The following is a 20,584-nucleotide window of genomic DNA, read 5'->3' as shown; positions in this document are numbered from 1 at the left end:
AGCGGGAGAGGGGATAGTCGGTGCGGTAGTCTTACCCCGCGCTCCTGCTCCTGCTCTTGCTCCCTCTCCCCTCGGGAGAGGGTTGGGGTAAGGGAGCAGCGGCGCCAATCTTCGAAAGCAACGCGTCGCGAGCGCAGCAAGGCGAAAGCCGGTGAGAAAGCGGAGTGCACATCAAGTGCATGAGCATTTCGAACCGGCTTTCAACGCCGCTCCGGCAAGCGCAGCAGCGTTGAATCGAAGATTTACCACTCGGCGAAACTGCCGTCCTTGTGCCGCCAGATCGGGTTGCGCCAGCGATGGCCAATGGCGGCTTGTTCCTTGACATATTCCTCGTTGACCTCGACGCCCAACCCTGGCCCCTGGGGAATCTTCACGTGGCCATCGGCGTAGTCGAACACCTCGGGATTCTTGATGTAGTCCAGTAGGTCGTTGCCCTGGTTGTAGTGGATGCCCAGGCTCTGCTCCTGGATGAAGGCGTTGTAGCAGTTGGCGTCCAGCTGCAGGTTGACCGCCAGGGCGATGGGGCCGAGTGGGCAATGCAGTGCGATGGCGACGTCGTAGGCCTCGGCCATGTTCGCGATCTTGCGCGTCTCGGTGATGCCACCGGCATGGGACGGATCCGGCTGCAGGATGTCGACGTAGCCTTCCTGGAGGATGCGCTTGAAGTCCCAGCGCGAGTACAGCCGCTCGCCCAGGGCGATGGGCGTGTTGCTCATCAGGGCGATCTCCTTGAGTGCCTCGTGGTGCTCGCTGAGCACCGGCTCCTCGATGAACATCAGGCGGAACTGCTCCAGCTCCTTGACCAGCACCTTGGCCATGGGCTTGTGCACCCGGCCATGGAAGTCCACGCCGATGCCGAAGTGCGGACCGCAGGCGTCGCGGATGGCGGCGACGTTGGCGATCACCTGGTCGACCTTGTCGTAGGTGTCGACGAACTGCATCTCTTCACTGGCGTTCATCTTGATCGCGGTGAAGCCCTTGGCCTGGCGCTCCAGCGCCTGGGCCGCGGTCTCCGCCGGGCGGTCGCCGCCGATCCAGGAATAGACGCGGATGCTGTCGCGCACCTGGCCGCCGAGCAGTTCGTGCACCGGGACGCCCAGGGCCTTGCCCTTGATGTCCCACAGCGCCTGGTCGATGCCGGCCAGGGCGCTCATGTGGATGCCACCGCCGCGATAGAAGCCGCCGCGGTAGAGCACCGTCCAGTGGTCTTCGATGTTGCGCGGGTCCTTGCCGATCAGGTAGTCGGCCAGCTCCTCGACTGCCGCCGCCACGCTGTGGGCGCGGCCTTCCAGCACGGGTTCGCCCCAGCCGTGGATGCCCTCATCGGTCTCGATCTTGAGAAAGCACCAGCGCGGCGGGACGACATAGGTGGTGAGTTTGGTGATCTTCATGGTGTGGGAATCTCGACTGTAATTATTGGGATCGAGGGATCAGGCGCCCTTGGTAGCCCGCCATCCCGCTGCGAAGGCTTGGGCGTTGGCACTCACCTGGGCGGCGCTCAGGCCCGGCTTGTACAGGGCCGAGCCAAGGCCGAAGCCGTTGGCGCCGGCGGCCACGTAAGGGCCCATGTTGTCCGGCGTGATGCCGCCCACAGGCAGCAGCGCCAGCTCCTTGGGAAACACCGCGCGCCAGGCCTTCACCACCGCCGGGCCGAGTTGCTCGGCGGGAAACAGCTTGAGGCTGTCGGCGCCGGCGTCGAGGGCGGCGAAGCCTTCCGAGGGGGTGGCCACGCCCGGGGCGCTGACCAGGCCGGCGGCCTTGCTGGCGCGGATCACCGCCAGGTTGGCGTTGGGCGAGACGATCAGGCGGCCACCGGCGGCGTCCACCTCGGCCACCTGGGCCTCGGTGAGCACGGTGCCGGCGCCGATCAGGCAGCTTTCGCCCAGTTCGGCGGTGAGCCGGCGGATGCTCTCGAAGGGCTGCGGCGAGTTGAGCGGGATCTCGATGACGCGAAAGCCGGCGTCATACAGGGCTCGGCCGACCGCGACGATCTCGTCCGGGGTGACGCCGCGCAGGATGGCGATCAGTGGCAGGTCCTTGAGATAGGTATCAAGCATGGGAGCCTCCAGAGGTGGGGAGCAGGCCGGCGGCCTGGGCCAGGCGCCAGAGCCCGGCCCGGGTGGCCTGCTCCAGCAGGCGGACTTGGTGGATGTCGAACAGCGCCAGGGCGTCGCGATAGCGCTGGCAGAGCGCCGCGTCGCCGATCAGCACCAGGGGTGGACAGGGGGCGCCCGCGAGGGCGGCGACCTGGCTGCGCAGCTCTTCGCCGATCAGCAGGCCGGAGAGGTAGTCGAGGCTGTGCGCCGCGCCCAGTTCGCCGGCCAGGACCCGGCTGCGGGCGGTAAAGAGGCGGCCGAACAGCCCTTCGGCGCCGGCATCGCGGACGGTGGTGAGACCCAGGCGGAAGGCTTCGGCGCTGGCGGCGGGCCCCGCCTCGCTGGCCGGACGCCCCAGGATCGAGTGGTCACGCAGCACGGCGAACAACTCGCCGGTCATGTAGGTGGCGAAATCAGTCAGGCGACCGTCACGCACCCGCACCCACTTGCTGTGGGTACCGGGCAATACCAGCAGGGCTTCGGTGGCCAGGTCCGGCTCCAGTTCGAGGGCGCCGAACACCTGGGTCTCCTCGCCGCGCAGGACGTTGGGCAAGGCGCCGCGCTGCATCACCCCAGGGACCAGGTGGAGTTCGCCGCAGCCCGTGTCCAGGCGCAGCAGGCCGGCGGCCAGGCTGTGGACGTCGGCCGGGCAGTCGGCATAGGGCACCTCGCGCCAGCCGCCACGGCTGCCGACCATGCCGCAGGCGATGGCGGGCAGGTCCGGCTGGGCCTCGCGCCAGTCGCTCACCAGGGTGCGATAGGCCGCGGCGAAATCACCGTCGGGCACGTGCATGATGCCCCAGGGGCGGCTGCGGGTTTCCAGCACGGCGCCCTGGGCGTCGAACAGCTGGGCCCGCAGGGACGAGGTGCCCCAGTCGAGGCCGATGAGGTGCGGGGTGGCGGTCATGCGGGACTCCAGCCGAGTTCGCGGGAAATGGCCCGGGCGCAGGCAGTGACCTCGGGCTGCAATTCATGCAGCCGCGCCTCGGGCATGTAGGGGATGGCACTGGCCACGCTGAGGGCCGCGACGATGGCGCCGTCGGCGCCGCGGATGGGTGCGGCCACGCAGCGGATGCCCAGTTCGTTCTCTTCCAGATCCAGGGCATAGCCCTCGGCGGCGTGGCGCCGCAGGCGCGCGCAGTAGTCCGCCCAGGGCAGGAAGTCCTCGCGCAGGCCAGGCTGGCCGGTACGCCGGGCCACGCCTTCGCCGTAGAGAGCCTCCCATTCGCCCTCGGCGAGATCGAGCATCAGCGCCTTGCCGACCCCGGTCAGCGCCAGCGGCATGCGCAGGCCGACGCGAGATCTCATCTCCAGCCCCCGGCTGCCCGGCAGCTTGTCGAGATAGAGCACATCGCCGCCCTCGCGCACGCCGAGGTGCACGGTGTCGCCACAGTGCTGGGCCAGGCGTTGCAGATGGGGCCGGGCCACACCGGTCAGCGGCAGTTGCTCGCGGGCCTGGTAGCCGAGGGCGATGAGATGACTGCCCAGGATCAGCCGCCCGCCGTCATGGCGCAGGTAGCCGGCCTGGGTCAGGGCGGCGACCAGTCGGTGGGTGGTGCTGCGGGTGCAGCCGATGGCGGCGCCGACCTGGGCCAGGCTGTCGGCTCCGGCGGCCACGGCTTCGAGCACGGCCAGACCGCGAAACAGTGCCTGGGCCCCGCTGGGCGCTTCGCCCTTGTTGGAATTGTTGTCGTTCATGGCCTTCACTCTAGAAGCCTCGCGGGTAAATCTCAATATGTGATACGTCATCCCATATCGTGGGATATAAGTTAGATATGACAGCCTTGTCACATAGCTGCAATATTGGCGCTATCTAATGCACGGCACATTGCAAGGACTCGAGAGGCAGAGCGCTCCATGACGGGTAAATCCATCCTGATCGTCGACGATGAGGCGCCCATTCGCGAGATGATCGCCGTGGCCCTGGAAATGGCGGGCTATGAATGCCTAGAGGCGGACAACAGCAAGGACGCCCACGCCCTGATCGTCGATCGCAAGCCCGATCTCATCCTGCTCGACTGGATGCTGCCCGGGACCTCCGGCCTGGAACTGGCGCGCCGCCTCAAGCGCGACGAGCTGACCGACGCCATCCCCATCATCATGCTCACGGCCAAGGGCGACGAGGACAATAAGGTCCAGGGCCTGGAAACCGGCGCCGACGACTACATCACCAAGCCCTTCTCGCCCCGCGAGCTGGTGGCGCGCCTGAAAGCCGTGCTGCGCCGCACTGGCCACATGGAGAGCGACGGTCCGCTGGAGGTCAATGGCCTGATCCTCGATCCGATCAGCCACCGGGTGACCATCGACGGCGCCCCCGCCGAGATGGGTCCCACCGAGTACCGGCTGCTGCAGTTCTTCATGACCCACCAGGAACGCGCCTACACCCGCGGCCAGTTGCTGGATCAGGTCTGGGGCGGCAACGTCTATGTCGAGGAGCGTACCGTGGACGTGCACATCCGCCGCCTGCGCAAGGCCCTCGGCGAGACCTACGAGAACCTGGTACAGACGGTGCGCGGCACCGGGTATCGCTTTTCTACCAAACTCTGACGCTTAGGCCACCGCCGCCGTGAACATCAACTGGCGCTCCCGTCTGGCCACCCAGCTGTCGATCGTGGTCGCCGGCTGCGCCCTGGCCGGCTGGCCCTTCGGCCATGTCGGCCTGGCGGTGGCCCTGGGACTGGCGGTCTATCTGGCGGTCACCCTGAGGCACCTCTTGCGCCTGCACGCCTGGCTGCTGAGCGAGGTCCCGGGGGCGCCGCCGGAAGCCGAGGGGCTATGGGGCGAGGTGCTCGACCGGCTCTATCGCCGCCAGCGCCACGAGCAGCGCCAGCGCGAGGAACTGCTCGCCGTCATCGGCCGCGCCCAGGCCTCCACCGAGGCCCTGCGCGACGCCATCATCCTGGTGGACCGCCACGGCAACCTGGAGTGGTGGAATCGCGCCGCGGAGACCCTGCTCGGCCTGCGCCAGCCCCAGGACCTCGGCCAGCCCATCACCAACCTGGTGCGCCATCCGCGCTTTTCCGACTACTTTCTCGGCGGCGACTACGGCGAGCCGCTGGAACTGGCCTCGCCGCTCAACGACGATGAATACCTGCACATCCTGGTCACCCGCTTCGGCGAGGGCGATCGGCTGCTGCTGGTGCGCGACGTGACCCGCCTCCACCAGCTGGAACAGATGCGCAAGGATTTCGTCGCCAACGTCTCCCACGAGTTACGCACCCCGCTGACGGTCATCACCGGCTACCTGGAGACCCTGCTGGACAACGCCGACCATGCCACCCCGCGCTGGCGGCGGGCGCTGGGGCAGATGCAGCAGCAGGCCGGACGCATGCAGCACACCATCGACGACCTGCTGCTGCTGGCGCGCCTGGAAGCCACCGACTATCCCGCCGACAACCGCCCGGTGGCCCTGGAGCCGCTGCTCGCCTCCATCCTGCAGGACGGCCGCGCCCTGTCCGGCACCATTGGCCACCGGCTGAGCCTGGAGTGCGAACCGGGCCTGGCGCTGCTAGGCAGCGAGACCGAATTGCGCAGCTGCTTTTCCAACCTGGTGTTCAATGCCGTCAAGTACAGCCCCGGGGGCGGTGAGGTGCGGGTGCGCGCCTGGCAGGACGCCGAAGGCGCCCACGTCGCGGTGCAGGACAATGGACCCGGCATCGACGCCCGCCACCTGCCGCGCCTGACCGAGCGCTTCTATCGCCTCGACGCCAGCCGCGCCTCCAGCACCGGCGGCACCGGCCTGGGCCTGGCCATCGTCAAGCACGTGCTGATCCGCCATCGCGGCGGCCTGGACATCCACAGCGTGCCCGGCGAGGGCAGCTGCTTTACCTGCGATTTCCAGCCCGAGCAGATCGCCCAGCGCACCGCCGCCTCGGCCTGAGCCGCCCCCTCCCCGCCGTGCTATCGTCCGGCCATCCCTGTCACGGTCCCTTGCCATGCCTCCAGCCCTGCGCCTGCTGCCGGTCCTGCTGCTCGCCCTGATCGGCTGCCTGTTGCTGGGCAGCCAGGCCTGGCACCGCGCCGAACAGGCGAGCCTGGCCGAGGCCAGCCTGCTCGGCCAGGAGCAGTTGCGCCTGCATGCCAGCGGCCTGCAGACCTTGATCGACCGCTTTCGCGCCCTGCCGACGGTGCTGGCCCAGGACCCGGAGCTGATCGCCGCGCTCACCACCCCGCCCGATGCCGCCGCCACCGAGCGCCTCAATCTCAAGCTGGAGCGCCTGAACACGGCCGCTCAGTCCTCGACCCTGGAGCTGCTGGATCGCACGGGGCTGGCCATTGGCGCCAGCAACTGGCGGCTGCCCTCCAGCTATGTCGGCCACAACTACGGCTTCCGGCCCTATTTCCGCGAGACCCTCGCAGGCGGCAGCGGTCGCTTCTATGCCGTGGGGGTCACCACCGGGATTCCCGGCTATTTCCTTTCCCATGCGGTGCTGGACGCCCAGGGGCGCTTTCTCGGCGCGGTGGTGGTCAAGCTGGAATTCCCCGCCATCGAGGCACGCTGGGGCGAGCATCCCGAGGTCCTGCTGGTGAGCGATGCCCGCGGCGTGGTCTTTGCCGCCAATCGTCCAGCCTGGCGCTATCGCCTGCTGCGCGAGCTGACCCCGGCCGATCGCGCCGAATTGGCCACCACCCGCCAGTACGACCGGCGCACCCTGCAACCCCTGCCCTATCGCCAGGAGCTGGTGCTCGGCGAGCAGCGTCAGGTGGCGCACATCCAGGCCCCCGAAGGCAGCGCCGACTACCTCTGGGACAGCCTGCCGCTGCCCAGCGAAGGCTGGACCCTGCACCTGCTCAGGCCTACCCGCGACCTGCAAGGCGGCGGCCCGGGCGCGGCGCTGGCCGCCGCCTGCGCCTGGCTGCTGCTGGTCTGCGCCGGTCTCCTGTGGGCGCAACGGCGCCGCCTGCAGCGCCTGCGCCAGCGCAGTCGCCTGGAGCTGGAGCAACTGGTGGAAGCCCGCACCGCCGAACTCCGCACCGCCCAGGACGGCCTGGTGCAGGCCGCCAAGCTGGCCGCCCTGGGGCAGATGTCAGCGGCCCTGGTGCATGAACTCAATCAGCCGCTCACCGCCCAGCGCATGCACCTGGCGAGTCTGCGCCTGTTGCTGGATCACGGTCGGCTGGACGAAGCCCGCGCCGCCCTGGAGCGCCTCGATGGCCTGCTCACCCGCATGAGCGGCCTCACCGCCCACCTCAAGACCTATGCGCGCAAGACCCCCGCCGGACTGCGCGAACGGGTCGATCTGGCACAGGTAGTGGACCAGGCGCTGGAGTTACTGGAGCCGCGCCGCGCCGAGCTGACCGTGGAGCTGATCCTGGAGTTGCCACGTCCGGCCTGGCTACTGGGCGATCCCATCCGCCTGGAGCAGGTGCTGGTCAACCTGCTACGCAACGCCTTGGACGCCGTGGCGGAGCGACCCCGGCCGCAGGTCCGGGTCAGCCTCGCGCGGGAGGGGGACAGCTGGTTGCTGGAGGTGGCCGATAACGGCGGCGGCATCGCCACCGAGCACCTCGACCAGGTGTTCGACCCCTTCTTCACCACCAAGCCGGTCGGCGAAGGCCTGGGACTGGGCCTGGCGGTGTCCTCGGCCATCGTCCAGGCCCAGGGCGGCAGTCTGGACGCTCGCAACGGCGCCGAGGGCGCGGTCTTTGCCCTGCGGCTGCCTGCAGTCGCTTTTGGCCAAGAGGCGCCTCTCTCCTCTTAGCCGCACTAGCCCAAGCTGAAATCACTGGGTGTGCACCGTCGGTTTGTTCCTGCGCTGGTACGTTCATCCCCGTTGCAGACTCGACCGCCTCGTGCCGTTCGGGCAAGGTAGCGGCGCACCGGCCGCGAGAGGACGCCCCCATGCAAGCCCAGGTCTATCTGGTCGACGACGAAGCCAGCATCCGCGAAGCGGTGCGCCAGTGGCTGGAGCTGTCGGGGCATCAGGTGCGGCTGTTCGCCCGCGCCGAAGACTGCCTGGCGGCGGTTACGCCGGACTTCGCCGGGGTGGTGGTCAGCGACGTGCGCATGCCCGGCATGGACGGCCTGGCCCTGCTGGACCGGCTGCAGGCACTCGATCCCGACCTGCCGGTGATCCTGCTCACCGCCCATGGCGACGTCGCCCTGGCGGTCACCGCCATGCGTCAGGGCGCCTACGATTTCCTGGAAAAGCCCTTCAGCCCCGAGGCGCTGCTCAGCGATCTCGGCCGCGCTCTGGAAAAGCGCCGGTTGGTGCTGGAGAACCGTCAGCTGCACCGCCGGGTCGACGACCAGAGCGCCCTCGCGCGCCGGCTGCTCGGCGTCTCGCCCGGCCTCGTGCGCCTGCGCCAGCAGATCCTCGACCTGGCGCCGACGCCGGTCAACGTTCTCTTGCGCGGCGAGACCGGCAGCGGCAAGGAGCTGGTCGCCCGCTGCCTGCACGACTTCGGTCCCCGGGCCGGCAAGGCCTTCGTCGCGCTCAATTGCGCGGCCATCCCCGAGCAGCTGTTCGAAAGCGAGTTGTTCGGCCACGAGAGCGGCGCCTTCACCGGCGCCCAGGGCAAGCGCATCGGCAAGCTGGAATACGCCAATGGCGGCACCCTGTTTCTCGACGAGATCGAGAGCATGCCCCTGGCGCAGCAGGTCAAGCTCTTGCGGGTGCTGCAGGAGCAGCGCCTGGAGCGCCTCGGTTCCAACCAGAGCATCGACTTGGACCTGCGAATCGTCGCCGCCACCAAGCCGGACCTGCTGGAAGAGGCCCGCGCCGGGCGCTTTCGCGAAGACCTCGCCTATCGCCTCAACGTCGCCGAGCTGCACCTGCCGCCGCTGCGGGCGCGGCGCGAAGACATCCCGCTGCTGTTCGATCACTTCCTCGCCGAGGCCGGCGCACGCCTGGGCCGCCCGGTCACCCCACCCGGCGCGGCGCGGCTGGCCCAGTTGCTGGGTCACGGCTGGCCGGGCAACGTCCGGGAACTGGCCAACGCCGCCGAACGCGAGGTGCTCGGCCTGGGCGCGCCAGCCACGGCCCAGGGCCATTCCCTGGCCGATCAGCTGGAAGCCTTCGAGGCCCAGTGCCTACGCGCCGCCCTGGCCCGCCACGGCGGCGAGATCAAGGCGGTGATGGACGAGTTGCAACTGCCGCGGCGCACCCTCAACGAGAAGATGCAGCGGCACGGCCTGGTGCGCGCCGACTTCCGCGACGACGACTAAGGCGCCATCGGCGGAAATCCGCTCATTGCCCGTCGGCTTTCGGCGATCTTTCGCCGATCTGCCCCGGCGAAACCCAGTCAGGATGCGGCTTCGCGACCTGGCACGCGCCCTGCTATAGCCCTTGTCGACGCCCCGAGCGCCCTAATAACAACGACAAGAGGAACACCCCTGTGGATAGCACCGCTACCCTCGCGGCCGGCCAGACCGCGCCCAAGACCACCTCGCAGCGCATCAAGTCCATCTTCAGCGGCTCCGTCGGCAACCTGGTCGAATGGTACGACTGGTACGTCTACGCCGCCTTCTCGCTGTATTTCGCCAAGGCCTTCTTTCCCAAGGGCGACCAGACCGCCCAGCTGCTCAACGTCGCCGCCATCTTTGCCGTGGGCTTTCTCATGCGCCCCATCGGCGGCTGGCTGATGGGCCTCTATGCCGACAAGGCCGGCCGTAAGTCCGCGCTGATGGTCTCGGTGATCATGATGTGCGCCGGCTCGCTGATCATCGCCCTCACCCCCAGCTACACCACCATCGGCGTCGCCGCCCCCATCATGCTGGTGCTGGCGCGGCTGCTGCAGGGCCTCTCGGTCGGCGGTGAATACGGCACCTCCGCCACCTACCTGAGCGAGATGGCGACCAAGGAAAGCCGTGGCTTCTACTCCAGCTTCCAGTACGTCACCCTGATCTCCGGCCAGCTGCTGGCCCTGGCCACCCTGATCGTGCTGCAACAGACCTTGACCGTCGAACAGCTGGAAAGCTGGGGCTGGCGCATTCCCTTCCTGATCGGCGCCGCCTGCGCCGTGACCGCGCTCTACCTGCGCCGCGGCATGGAAGAGACCAGCTCCTTCAAGAAGGCCGAGAAGCCCAAGGAATCCCTGATGCGCACCCTGGCGCGCCATCCCAAGGAATTCTTGACCGTGGTTGGCCTGACCATGGGCGGCACCCTGGCCTTCTACACCTACACCACCTACATGCAGAAGTACCTGGTCAACTCGGTGGGCATGAGCAAGACCGACGCCACCTCCATCTCGGCGGCGACGTTGTTCCTGTTCATGCTGCTGCAGCCCGTCGTCGGCGCCCTTTCCGACCGCGTCGGCCGGCGCCCGGTGCTGATCGCCTTCGGCGTGCTCGGCACCCTGTTCACCTATCCGATCCTCACCGCCCTGGGTAGCGTCACCTCCTGGTGGGGCGCCTTCGGCCTGATCATGGTGGCGCTGGTGATCGTCAGCTTCTACACCTCCATCAACGCCGTAGTGAAAGCTGAGCTGTTCCCCACCGAAATCCGCGCCCTGGGCGTCGGCCTGCCCTATGCACTGACTGTGTCCATCTTCGGCGGCACCGCCGAATACCTGGCGCTGTGGTTCAAGAGCATCGGCATGGAGAGCGGCTACTACTGGTACGTGACCGGCTGCATCGCCTGCTCGCTGCTGGTCTACGTCTTCATGAAGGACACCCGCGATCACTCGCGCATCGTCCACGAATAACCGCTCGTCCCTGGGTGCGGGCCTCTCGGTCATTAGATTTGGCCGTCCGGCCCACACCCCTTTGCCTGGGCTTTGTGGCACGCCATCGTAGTGCCACCGGCAGCGCTCACAACGGTCATTTCGCTGGCCGCTGTGGCGAGTTCGCCCCCTCCTCCCAAGCCCCGGTTACACACTCATGGAAATCGACTACGGTCCCAGCTACGCCAAACTGGGTATCCAGTTTCAATACCAGTGGAGCACCCTGCTGCGCGATGCCCTGAAGAAACACGGCATCACCGACGCTCAGGCCAAGGCCATCTGCGGCGACTTCGCCTTCGATCTCTCCAAGCTCATCGACGAAGCCGAAATCAAGGCCGACGGCCTCTCCTATCGCCCGGTGATCGCCTTCACCGAGGACGAGGAAACCCTGCTGGTACAGTCCGCCGAGTTCGACTATCACGAAGCGGCCTATGCCACTGCCGCAGCGGCGTTCGAGAAGAAGTAAGACTTGCCGGGGCCTCGCGCCCTCACCCCAACCCTCTCCCCCAGGGAGAGGGAGCGGTCTGGAGCAGTAGCGGGCTTCTCCTCCAGACATGAGCCTCAATGTGTTTTTAGTGTTGCTGCGATAGCGATTCGCGAAACCCGGGCTAAGGCAAGCTCCAGCGACTACACCTACTGATCCCACACCGCCCTCAGCCCGGCTTGACCTTGGGCTTGCGTGCGCGCGGCGGTGCGCCACTCGGCTTGGCTTTGGCTTTGGTCCCGCCCGTACGTCGCTTCTTTTTCCAGGGCGCACCCTTGCCCGCAGGCGGCGGTCCGCTGATGGTCAGGGTCAGACCAAGACAGCGTTCCACCTGCTTGCCCATCCAGGCCGACTGCTTGGTGACGAATTCGGCCAGGCTCAATTCGCCTTCCTGCACCCGATCCAGCGCCTGCTCCCAGAGCGCCGTGGTGCCCGGATCCGCGATGGCCCGGGGCACAGCGTCGATCAGGCCGAAGGCCGCAGGCGTCGCCGCCAGGGCCTTACCCTGCTTGACCAGGTAGCCACGGTCCAGCAGGCCCTGGATGATGCTGGCGCGGGTCGCCTCGGTGCCGATGCCGGTGGTGTCCTTGAGCTTTTGCTTGAGGGCCGGATCTTCCACCAGCTTGGCGACGTTCTTCATCGCCTTGATCAGATCACCCTCGGTGAAAGGCTTGGGCGGCTGGGTCAGCTGATCCTTGCAACGTACCTCCACCACCGGATAACGCTCACCCTCGCGTAGCTCGGGCAGCGCCTGGGGCGGCGGGGCCTCGCGGCCCTTGGGCGGCGTGAGCGACTCGGGCAAGGCGCGACGCCAGCCTGCTTCCACCAGCCGCTTGCCGGTGGCCCGCAGGCGTTCGCCGCCCGCCTCGAAGTCGGCCTGGGTACGATCGAATTCGTGCTGCGGCAGGAACTGCGCCAGGTAACGGGCGCGGATCAGGCCATAGACGTTCCGCTCCTGCGGGCTCAGGCGTCCCAAGTCGCGGGTCACCTGGGTCGGGATGATGCCGTGGTGGGCGCTGACCTTCGCATCATTCCAGGCCCGTGAGCGGCGACTGGCGTCCAGATGGTCGCGCAGGGGTGCGAGGCTGCTATCGGCGCTCAGCAAGGCGGCCAATAGCGCCGGCGCCTCGGCATGCTGGGACAGCGGCAGGAAGCCGCAATCGCTGCGCGGATAGGTGATCATCTTGTACTTCTCGTAGAGCGCCTGGGCCACGTCCAGGGTCTGTTGGGCGCCGAGATTAAACCGTTTGGAGCAGACCTCTTGCAGGGTGCCCAGATCGAAGGGCAAGGGCGCTGCCTCACGAATACGTTCGGTCTTGAGCTTGACCAGTCGGGCCTGCCCAGCCGCCTCGATAGCCCGCGCCGCAGCCTGGGCCACTTCGGGCTTGAGGCAGCGGCCCTGGTCGTCACAGACATCCTCTGGCGGCTGCCACTGGGCCTGGAAGCGACTGCCCGAGGCGTCCAGGGTCGCCTCCACGGTCCAGAAGGGCACCGGCACGAAGGCGGCGATAGCGCGATCGCGATCCACCACCAGGCGCAGGGTCGGCGTCTGCACCCGCCCGACCGAGAGGACGCCCTGATAACCGGAGCGACGCCCCAACAGGGTGAACAATCGGCTCATGTTCATGCCGATCAGCCAGTCGGCGCGCGAGCGGCCCAGGGCGGACTGATAGAGCCCGTAGGTTTCGGCACCGGGCTTGAGCGCGGCCAGGGCACGGCGGATGGAGACGTCATCCAGCGCCGAAAGCCACAGCCGGCGAATCGGCCCCCGATAGCGGCAATGCTCCACCAGCTCGCGGGCGATCATCTCGCCTTCACGATCGGCATCGGTGGCAATCACCAGTTCGCTGGCCTCGCCCAGCAGGCGTTTGACCGCCTTGAACTGGCTGCCGGTGGTCTTCTTGACCTGCAGCTTCCACTGCTCGGGAACAATGGGCAGGTCGTCCAGCGACCAGCGCTTGTAGCGGGCGTCATAGGCGTCCGGTGGCGCCGTTTCCAGCAGGTGGCCGATGCACCAGGTGACGGTCACACCCTGCCCCTGCAGGCAGCCCTCACCACGGCGGGTAGCGCCGAGGACACGGGCGATGTCCTTGGCCTGGGAGGGTTTTTCGCAGAGATACAGCTGCATGGTGGGCGTCGCACAAGGGGAATCGCCACAGGATGCAAAGGCCGCGCGAGCGGCGCAAGGCCTAATCTGTATATCCGTACAGAAAGCGGCGTTTGCGCAAATTCGCCCAGTGGGCCACAGCGCACTCAGGACGTGGATCACAGCTTGAACGGTGGCCGCCGCGGACGCGGAATCTTGCCGGTGCCAAGCAGTCCTTGGGCTACGGCACTTTCGCCGTTTTTAGCCGAGCTCTGGGAGGCGTCAATGAACACTGTAGCTATGGATCGCGCCACGGCCGAGAGCACCGGCGCCGGAAATTTCGTCGACACCGCCAGCGGCCAGGCCCTGCGGGCCAGCATTTCGGCCATGCGCCGGACCACCAGCCAGGTGCAGCGCATCAACGATCAACTCTGGGAAGTCTGGCCGGACGGCCGTCGCAAGCTGCTGCTGCGCTAAGACCCCCCGCCCGACGCCCTAAGCGGGTGTCGGCGCATCCAGCGCGGCCAGATAGGTCGCAACTTCGGCCTGGATCCAGGCGGTAAAGCGTTCCTGCTTTTCCGCCGATTCGGCGCGTTCCGGCCAGACCAGCCAATAGGCATAGGGATAAGGCGCCACCACCGGACTGAGCTGAACCAGGCGACCTTCGTCCAACGCGGCCTGCACCAGGCTGCGCCGCTCCAGCGCCAACGTCTGTCCAAGGCGCAGCGCCTCCAGCACCACATTGGAGTCGTTCACGCTGATGCCGCGATTGGGCGCCGCTTCGCCCAGACCGGCCGTTTCGCCCCAGTGCTGCCAGGTTTCCTCCGTATGCAACAGCGGCTGCGCGAGGGCCTCGTCCAGGCTGCGCGGCAGTTGCCCACCGTTGTAACCAGGCGCCCCCACCAGCAGCACATCGTCCTGGAACAGCCGTAACGCCGTCAGACCATCCCACTGCCCCTCCCCCATGCGCACCCCGATATCGACCATGCCCTGGCGCAGATCCTGGAAATCCAGGCTGGTCTGGATGCGGATGTGGTACTCCGGATGCAGCGCACGAAACCGCGGCAGCCTCGGCAACAGCCAGTGGGTGGCGAAGGAGGGAAAGGTGGCGAACACCAGTTCGTTGCGACGCGGACGGGCCTGCAGGCGCCGGGTCGCCTCGCCCAGGTCGTCCAGTAGCTGACGGACCTGTCCGGCATAGACCCGGCCGTCGCCGGTGACCTCGATCCCACGCCCCTGGCGCTCGAACAGCACCATGCCCAGCTGATGCTCCAGGCCCTTCACCTGCTGACTCACCGCGGCATGGGTGAGGTGCAATTCGCTGGCGGCACGGGTCACGCTGCCGAGACGAGCTACCGCCTCGAAGCAGCGCAGGGCATTCAGCGGCGGCACGCGTGACATGTAAGCTTTCCTTAACGATCCGGTTAGATTTTCTCGCTGGTAGCAGCTTCTCCGAATCCTTAATGTCTTGTCTAGAGCGGAACCCAGCGTGAAACATACGACACGGGTGACGTTCCACGTGAAACAGGATTCACTCTTTCTGACAGGACGCCCCCATGCAACTCATCGGCATGCTCGACTCCCCCTATGTGCGGCGAGTCGCGATCTCCCTTCGCCTGCTGGTACTGCCTTTCGAACTGCGCCAGGTGTCGCTGTTTCGCGAGGTCGAGCGCTTTCGCAGCTTCAATCCGGTGCTCAAGGCACCCACGCTGATCTGCCTGGACGGTCAGCGGCTGATGGATTCGTCGCTGATTCTGGACTATGCCCAGCACCTCGCCTGTGGCAGTCGGCAATTGCGGCCGAGCGGCCACGCGGCCCAGGCGACCGCCCTCAGTCGCAGCGGCTTGGCCCTGGCCCTGTCCGAGAAGGCGGTGCAGCTGGTGTACGAGCGTGACCTAAGGCCGGAAGAGAAGCGGCATGCGCCCTGGCAGCAGCGCGTGGAAGGACAGTTGCGCGCGGCCTGTGGCGCTCTCGACAAGGCCTGGCTGGGCCCGCGTCCACCGCTGGGTGAAGACAGCATCGGCCAGGACGCCATCGACACGGCGGTGGCCTGGACCTTCCTGCACTTCGCCCTTCCCGGGCTGATCGAGCGGCGCAATTATCCGACGCTGGAGGCCCTGACCGCAGAAGCGGAGGCGCTGTCGGTGTTTCGGGATTATCCGGTGGCGTGAGGGGGCGTTGGGCTTCGCTAGCGCTCCACCCAACCTACGGCACAAGCTCGTAGGTTGGGTTGATCAACGCGAAGCCCAACACTCAGATCAACCGCGGTAATACCGCTGCGGCACGAAGGGGGTCTTGGCGACCTTGACCGGCACCTGCTTGCCGCGCACCACGGCGAACAACTGGGTATCCAGGGCGGCGAAGTCGCTGTCGACATACCCCATGGCTACCGGCGCCCCCAGGGTCGGGCCGAAGCCGCCACTGGTGACACGGCCGATGCTGGCACCGTTGGCATCCACCAACTCCGCACCCTCGCGCACCGGCACCCGCTCCTGCACCAGCAGGCCGACGCGCTTGCGGCTCACGCCCTCACGCTGCTCGGTGAAGATACGCTCGGCACCGGGGAAACCGCCAGCACGACCGTTGCCTTCACGACGCACCTTGGACAGCGCCCACCCCAGGTTGGCCATCACCGGCGTGGTGCCGGCATCCATGTCATGGCCATAGAGGCACAGACCGGCTTCCAGGCGCAGGGAGTCACGCGCGCCCAGGCCGATGGCCTCGACTTCCGGCTCGGCCAGCAGATGGCGCGCCAGGACTTCGGCAGCGGCGCTGGGCACCGAGATCTCGTAGCCGTCTTCGCCCGTGTAGCCACTGCGACTGACGATGCAGGGCTGGTCCAGCAGCTTGACGCGGCGGACCTGCATGAAGGTCATTTCGGCCACTTCCGGCGCTAGGCGCGCGAGCACCGCGGCAGCGGCGGGACCTTGCAGGGCCAGCAGGGCGCGATCGAATTGCGGCAGCACCTGGCAGCGATCACCCAGGTGCTTTTCCAGGTGGGCGAGGTCGGCTTCCTTGCAGGCGGCGTTGACCACCAGGTAGAGGCAGTCACCCAGGTTGGCGACCATGAGGTCGTCGAGGATGCCGCCGTTGTCGTCGGTCAGCAGCGCATAGCGCTGCATGCCGCTGGGCAGGTCGATGATGTCGACCGGCACCAGGGTCTCCAGCGCCTCGGCGGCTTCTTCGCCCTCGAGCAGGACCTGACCCATGTGGGACACATCGAACAACCCAGCCTGGGCGCGGGTGTGCTGATGCTCCTTGAGTACGCCGAGCGGGTATTGCACCGGCATCTCGTAGCCGGCGAAGGGCACCATGCGGGCGCCGAGTTCCAGGTGCAGGGCGTGCAGCGAAGTCTTGAGCAGGGACATGGTGGGGCTCCGTGTCGGGTGGCGGCTTGCTCGCCCCTCGAGGAGGAGCGGGCAAGCACTGGACTGTTGGGTCGCAACTATGGGTGATTCGGTCATCACTTACCCCGGCCGCTTTCCCAGGGGGAAAAGGGCCGGGGTAAGGGCTCAGGCCTCGCCGTAGGCTTCGATCGGCGGGCAGGAGCAGACCAGGTTGCGATCGCCGTAGACGTTGTCGATGCGCGCCACCGGCGGCCAGTACTTGCCGTCCACCAGGCTCGGCAGCGGGAAGACCGCCTGCTCGCGGCTGTAGGGGTGGGTCCACTCGCCCGCCAGTTCGCGCGCGGTGTGCGGCGCGTTCTTCAGCGGGTTGTCCTGGGGATCCAGGTTGCCGGCTTCCAAGGCGCGGATCTCTTCGCGGATGGCGATCATGGCGTCGCAGAAGCGATCCAGTTCCTGCTTGGACTCGCTCTCGGTGGGCTCGATCATCAGGGTGCCGGCCACTGGGAAGGACATGGTCGGGGCATGGAAGCCGAAGTCGATCAGGCGCTTGGCCACGTCGTCCACGGTCACCCCGCTGCTGTCCTTGAGCGGACGCAGGTCGAGGATGCACTCGTGGGCCACCAGGCCACCGGTGCCGCTGTAGAGCACCGGATAGTGCTCTTCCAGCCGGCGGGCGATGTAGTTAGCGCTGAGGATGGCGATTTGCGAGGCGCGGGTCAGACCGGCGCTGCCCATCATCTTCAGGTACATCCAGGAGATCGGCAGGATGCTGGCGCTGCCGTAGGGCGCCGCGCAGACCGCGCCTTCCTTGCGTTCCAGCCGGGCATGGCCGGGCAGGAAGGGCGCCAGGTGCGCCTTGACGCCAATGGGGCCGACGCCCGGACCGCCGCCGCCGTGGGGGATGCAGAAGGTCTTGTGCAGGTTGAGGTGGGAGACGTCGCCGCCGAATTGGCCCGGGGCGCAGAGACCGACCATGGCGTTCATGTTGGCGCCGTCGATATAGACCTGGCCACCGTGGTCATGGACCACCTGGCAGATCTCGCGGATGGCTTCCTCGAACACCCCATGGGTGGACGGGTAGGTGATCATTAGCGCGGCCAGGCGCTCGCTGTGCTGCTCGGCCTTGGCGCGCAGGTCGTCGAGATCGACGTTGCCACGTTTGTCGCAGGCCACCACCACCACGCGCATGTCAACCATGCTGGCGGTGGCCGGGTTGGTGCCGTGGGCCGACGCCGGGATCAGGCAGACGTCGCGCTCACTCTCACCACGGCTCGCGTGATAGGCACGGATGGCCAAGAGGCCGGCGTACTCGCCCTGGGAACCGGCGTTGGGCTGCAGGGAGACGGCGTCATAGCCGGTGGCGGCGCAAAGCATGGCTTCCAGCTCGGTGGTGAGCTGGGCATAGCCCTCGACCTGGTCGGCCGGCGCGAAGGGATGGATACCACCGAATTCGGCCCAGGTGACCGGGATCATCTCGCTGGCGGCGTTGAGCTTCATGGTGCAGGAGCCCAGCGGGATCATGGTGCGATCCAGCGCCAGGTCCTTGTCCGCCAGCTTGCGCAGGTAGCGCATCAACTCGGTCTCGGACCTGTGGCTGGCGAATACCGGATGGGTCAGGAAGGCCGACTGGCGCTGCAGCGCCGCGGGCACTTCCACGCCCTGGACATCGCCCAGCTCGGCGACCTGGGGCGCGGGCTTGCCGTCGGCCAGGATCTCCAGCAGCGCCTGGACATCGGCCAGGGTGCTGGTCTCGTCCAGGGATACACCTAGGGCCTCGGCACTGACTTCGCGCAGGTTGTAGCCACGGGCACGGGCGGCCTCGTGCAGGGCGGCGGTGCGCGCGCCGAACACCAGGGTCAGGGTGTCGAAGGCGGTGTGCTGGGTCTCGTGGCCCAAGCGCTGCAGGCCGGCGGCCAGCAGGCTGGTCAGACGCTGCACCCGGGTGGCGATGCGGGTCAGGCCTTCGGGACCGTGGTAGACCGCGTACATGCTGGCGATGTTGGCCAGGAGCACCTGGGCGGTGCAGATGTTGCTGGTGGCCTTCTCGCGGCGGATGTGCTGCTCGCGGGTCTGCAGCGCCAGGCGATAGGCCGGGTTGCCGTGGCGGTCGATGGAGACGCCGACAACACGACCGGGCATGTCGCGCTTGTACTTGTCCTGCGTGGCGAAGTACGCCGCGTGCGGACCGCCGAAACCGAGCGGTACGCCAAAGCGCTGGGCGGTGCCGATGGCCACGTCCGCACCCAATTCGCCGGGCGGGGTGAGCAGGGTCAGGGCCAGCAGGTCGGCGGCCATGGCCACCAGGGCACCGGCGGCCTGGAAGGCCTGGATGCTCTCCCGGTAGTCACGGATCTCGCCGGTGGTCATGGGGTACTGGAACAGCGCGCCAAAGAAGCGGCCGTGGTCCTCGATCTCGGTTTCCACGCCCACCACCACCTCGATGCCCAGGGGCTCGGCGCGGGTACGCAGGACATCGAGCGTCTGCGGATGGCAATGCACGGAGGCGAAGAAGGCGCTGGCCTTGTTTTTCGCCAGGCGTTTGCAGAAGGTCATGGCCTCGGCGGCAGCGGTGCCCTCGTCCAGCAGCGAGGCGTTGGCCACCGGCATGCCGGTGAGGTCGCCAATCAGCGTCTGGAAGTTGAGCAGCGCCTCCAGGCGACCCTGGGAGATCTCTGGCTGGTAGGGGGTGTAGGCGGTGTACCAGGCCGGATTTTCCAGCAGGTTGCGCAGGATCGGCGCCGGGGTGTGGGTGTTGTAGTAGCCCTGGCCGATCAGGCTCTTGAGCAGGCGATTCTTGCCGGCGATAGTGCGCAGCTCAGCCAGAGCGTCGGCTTCGGACAGCCCGGCGGGCAGGTCCAGTACGCTGGTGCCCTTGATGCTCTCGGGGATCACCTGGGCGGTCATGGCGCCCAGGGATTCGTAGCCGAGCAGGTTCAGCATGGCGATCTCGTCCAGCTCGCGCGGACCGATGTGGCGCGGGACGAATTCGTCGGCGGTGCTGAGGGTGTCGTGCAGCGACATGGCGGTCTTACCCCTTGATCAGTTGCTGATAGGCGGCTTCGTCAAGCAGCGCGGCGAAGGCTTCGGCATTGGCGGGCTGGAAACGGAAGAACCAGCCGGCGTTCAGCGGATCGCTGTTGATGGTCTCGGGCGCATCGTTGAGCGCCTCGTTGACCGCCAGGACCTCGCCGTCCAGCGGCATGGTGATGTTGCTGGCGGCCTTGACCGACTCCAGCACCGCCACTTCATCGCCCTGGGCGTAGCTGCGCAGCTCCGGCAGTTGCACGAAGACCAGGTCGCCGAGCGAGTCCTGAGCATAGTCGGTGATGCCGACGGTAATGCTGCCATCGGCTTCCTGACGCAGCCATTCGTGTTCTTCGGTATAGCGCAGACCCATTGCCAGACTCCTGCGGACCTTTGTCCTGATGGATAGATGGGTCTGGTGGTGCAAGGGTGATGCCAGGAACAAAGGCCAGTAATTTCAAGGGTTTAACCAGAAAAGCGGTACCGCAGTGTAGCGATATCGTTACAACCTCTCACCGCAGGCGGTCATATCTGTAACGATTAAAGAACACCGTATCGAAATCGATCCACAAATAGCTGGGCTCGTAGGTCAGGTAGTTCAGCTGCACGATGTCGACTGGAAATCGATCGCCACGGTATGAGGCACGCAGAGCCAAGGGCCTACTTTTATCCGCCAGAAAACAGATGGACTGAATGGGCGGTCTGATTGTTTGCCATCGCCACGCCTGCAGTGGCATTTCAGTGCACTGAACAAGCCGGCAGTCCACCAAGTGGACAGGCAATTGTTCAGCAGAAAGGGCCAACACTCCTTGGCCCTTTCTTTCATTTTGATCCGACAGGCTCACGGCTTATCAGTAGCGATAAGGGCAGAGACCTGAAGGAA

General features: G+C 67.0%; 17 protein-coding genes. 8 read left to right on the top strand and 9 right to left on the bottom strand.

Annotated elements, in window-relative coordinates:
* Positions 1–242 precede the first annotated feature (242 nt).
* From dgoD to FHR73_RS15525, 4 genes are read right to left on the bottom strand one after another with little or no spacing between them, the layout of a single operon-like run.
* Complete coding sequence (gene dgoD, locus FHR73_RS15540) at positions 243–1,391, bottom strand: galactonate dehydratase (protein WP_183632456.1); 1,149 nt, start codon at positions 1,389–1,391, stop codon at positions 243–245.
* A gap of 39 nt (positions 1,392–1,430) precedes the next feature.
* On the bottom strand, positions 1,431–2,057 hold the full coding sequence (locus FHR73_RS15535; protein WP_183632454.1) for a 2-dehydro-3-deoxy-6-phosphogalactonate aldolase: 627 nt from the start codon (positions 2,055–2,057) through the stop codon (positions 1,431–1,433).
* Positions 2,050–3,003 carry a 2-dehydro-3-deoxygalactonokinase gene (locus FHR73_RS15530; RefSeq protein ID WP_183632453.1) on the bottom strand — a complete coding sequence of 318 codons (954 nt, stop codon included), beginning with the start codon at positions 3,001–3,003 and terminating at the stop codon, positions 2,050–2,052. Before FHR73_RS15530 ends, FHR73_RS15535 begins: the two co-directional genes overlap by 8 nt.
* A complete protein-coding gene (locus FHR73_RS15525; protein ID WP_133860035.1) occupies positions 3,000–3,794 on the bottom strand; it encodes an IclR family transcriptional regulator in 795 nt (264 codons plus the stop codon). Before FHR73_RS15525 ends, FHR73_RS15530 begins: the two co-directional genes overlap by 4 nt.
* A 159-nt stretch (positions 3,795–3,953) precedes the next feature.
* On the opposite strand from FHR73_RS15525, the gene phoB reads away from it, so the two are divergent.
* The 6 genes from phoB to FHR73_RS15495 all read left to right on the top strand — a co-directional run bounded on the left by phoB (position 3,954) and on the right by FHR73_RS15495 (position 11,226).
* A complete protein-coding gene (phoB, locus tag FHR73_RS15520) occupies positions 3,954–4,643 on the top strand; it encodes a phosphate regulon transcriptional regulator PhoB (RefSeq protein WP_133860036.1) in 690 nt (229 codons plus the stop codon).
* A gap of 19 nt (positions 4,644–4,662) precedes the next feature.
* Entirely contained in the window at positions 4,663–5,976 is a 1,314-nt protein-coding gene (gene phoR / locus FHR73_RS15515; RefSeq protein ID WP_183632451.1) for a phosphate regulon sensor histidine kinase PhoR, read from the top strand.
* A gap of 55 nt (positions 5,977–6,031) precedes the next feature.
* Positions 6,032–7,798, top strand: a complete 1,767-nt coding sequence (locus FHR73_RS15510) for an ATP-binding protein (protein WP_183632449.1) — start codon at positions 6,032–6,034, stop codon at positions 7,796–7,798.
* Between the two features lie 140 nt (positions 7,799–7,938).
* Positions 7,939–9,264: a sigma-54 dependent transcriptional regulator gene (locus tag FHR73_RS15505; protein WP_183632448.1), complete on the top strand. Its 1,326-nt coding sequence runs from the start codon at positions 7,939–7,941 to the stop codon at positions 9,262–9,264.
* Positions 9,265–9,434: 170 nt separating this feature from the next.
* Complete coding sequence (locus FHR73_RS15500; protein WP_007159929.1) at positions 9,435–10,742, top strand: MFS transporter; 1,308 nt, start codon at positions 9,435–9,437, stop codon at positions 10,740–10,742.
* 175 nt (positions 10,743–10,917) lie between these two features.
* The gene (locus tag FHR73_RS15495; protein WP_017642364.1) at positions 10,918–11,226 is read left to right on the top strand and encodes a hypothetical protein; all 309 of its coding nucleotides are present in this window, start codon (positions 10,918–10,920) and stop codon (positions 11,224–11,226) included.
* Positions 11,227–11,413: 187 nt separating this feature from the next.
* On the opposite strand, the gene FHR73_RS15490 is transcribed toward FHR73_RS15495, so the two are convergent.
* Positions 11,414–13,372, bottom strand: a complete 1,959-nt coding sequence (locus tag FHR73_RS15490) for a DNA topoisomerase III (RefSeq protein WP_183632446.1) — start codon at positions 13,370–13,372, stop codon at positions 11,414–11,416.
* Positions 13,373–13,615: 243 nt separating this feature from the next.
* Between FHR73_RS15490 and FHR73_RS15485 the strand changes: the two genes are divergently transcribed.
* Positions 13,616–13,807, top strand: a complete 192-nt coding sequence (locus tag FHR73_RS15485; RefSeq protein WP_133860042.1) for a hypothetical protein — start codon at positions 13,616–13,618, stop codon at positions 13,805–13,807.
* A gap of 18 nt (positions 13,808–13,825) precedes the next feature.
* Here the strand turns inward: FHR73_RS15485 and FHR73_RS15480 are convergent, their stop codons facing one another.
* On the bottom strand, positions 13,826–14,731 hold the full coding sequence (locus FHR73_RS15480; RefSeq protein ID WP_183632445.1) for a LysR substrate-binding domain-containing protein: 906 nt from the start codon (positions 14,729–14,731) through the stop codon (positions 13,826–13,828).
* A gap of 155 nt (positions 14,732–14,886) precedes the next feature.
* On the opposite strand from FHR73_RS15480, the gene FHR73_RS15475 reads away from it, so the two are divergent.
* Positions 14,887–15,501, top strand: coding sequence for a glutathione S-transferase (locus tag FHR73_RS15475; protein ID WP_183632444.1), 615 nt, complete (start codon positions 14,887–14,889; stop codon positions 15,499–15,501).
* An 87-nt stretch (positions 15,502–15,588) separates the two neighbouring features.
* Here FHR73_RS15475 and gcvT read toward each other — a convergent pair whose 3' ends face one another.
* The 3 genes from gcvT to gcvH form a co-directional block, all read right to left on the bottom strand.
* Positions 15,589–16,698: a glycine cleavage system aminomethyltransferase GcvT gene (gcvT, locus tag FHR73_RS15470; RefSeq protein WP_183632443.1), complete on the bottom strand. Its 1,110-nt coding sequence runs from the start codon at positions 16,696–16,698 to the stop codon at positions 15,589–15,591.
* 144 nt (positions 16,699–16,842) lie between these two features.
* A complete protein-coding gene (gene gcvP / locus FHR73_RS15465; RefSeq protein WP_183632442.1) occupies positions 16,843–19,698 on the bottom strand; it encodes an aminomethyl-transferring glycine dehydrogenase in 2,856 nt (951 codons plus the stop codon).
* A 7-nt stretch (positions 19,699–19,705) separates the two neighbouring features.
* Positions 19,706–20,074 carry a glycine cleavage system protein GcvH gene (gene gcvH / locus FHR73_RS15460; RefSeq protein WP_007159937.1) on the bottom strand — a complete coding sequence of 123 codons (369 nt, stop codon included), beginning with the start codon at positions 20,072–20,074 and terminating at the stop codon, positions 19,706–19,708.
* Positions 20,075–20,584: the final 510 nt, after the last annotated feature.

Source organism: Pseudomonas sp. AS2.8 (assembly GCF_014190935.1).
Taxonomy (GTDB): Bacteria; Pseudomonadota; Gammaproteobacteria; order Pseudomonadales; family Pseudomonadaceae; genus Chryseomonas.
Note: the sequence above shows the minus strand (reverse complement) of the source record. Positions and strands in the feature narration are given on the sequence as shown.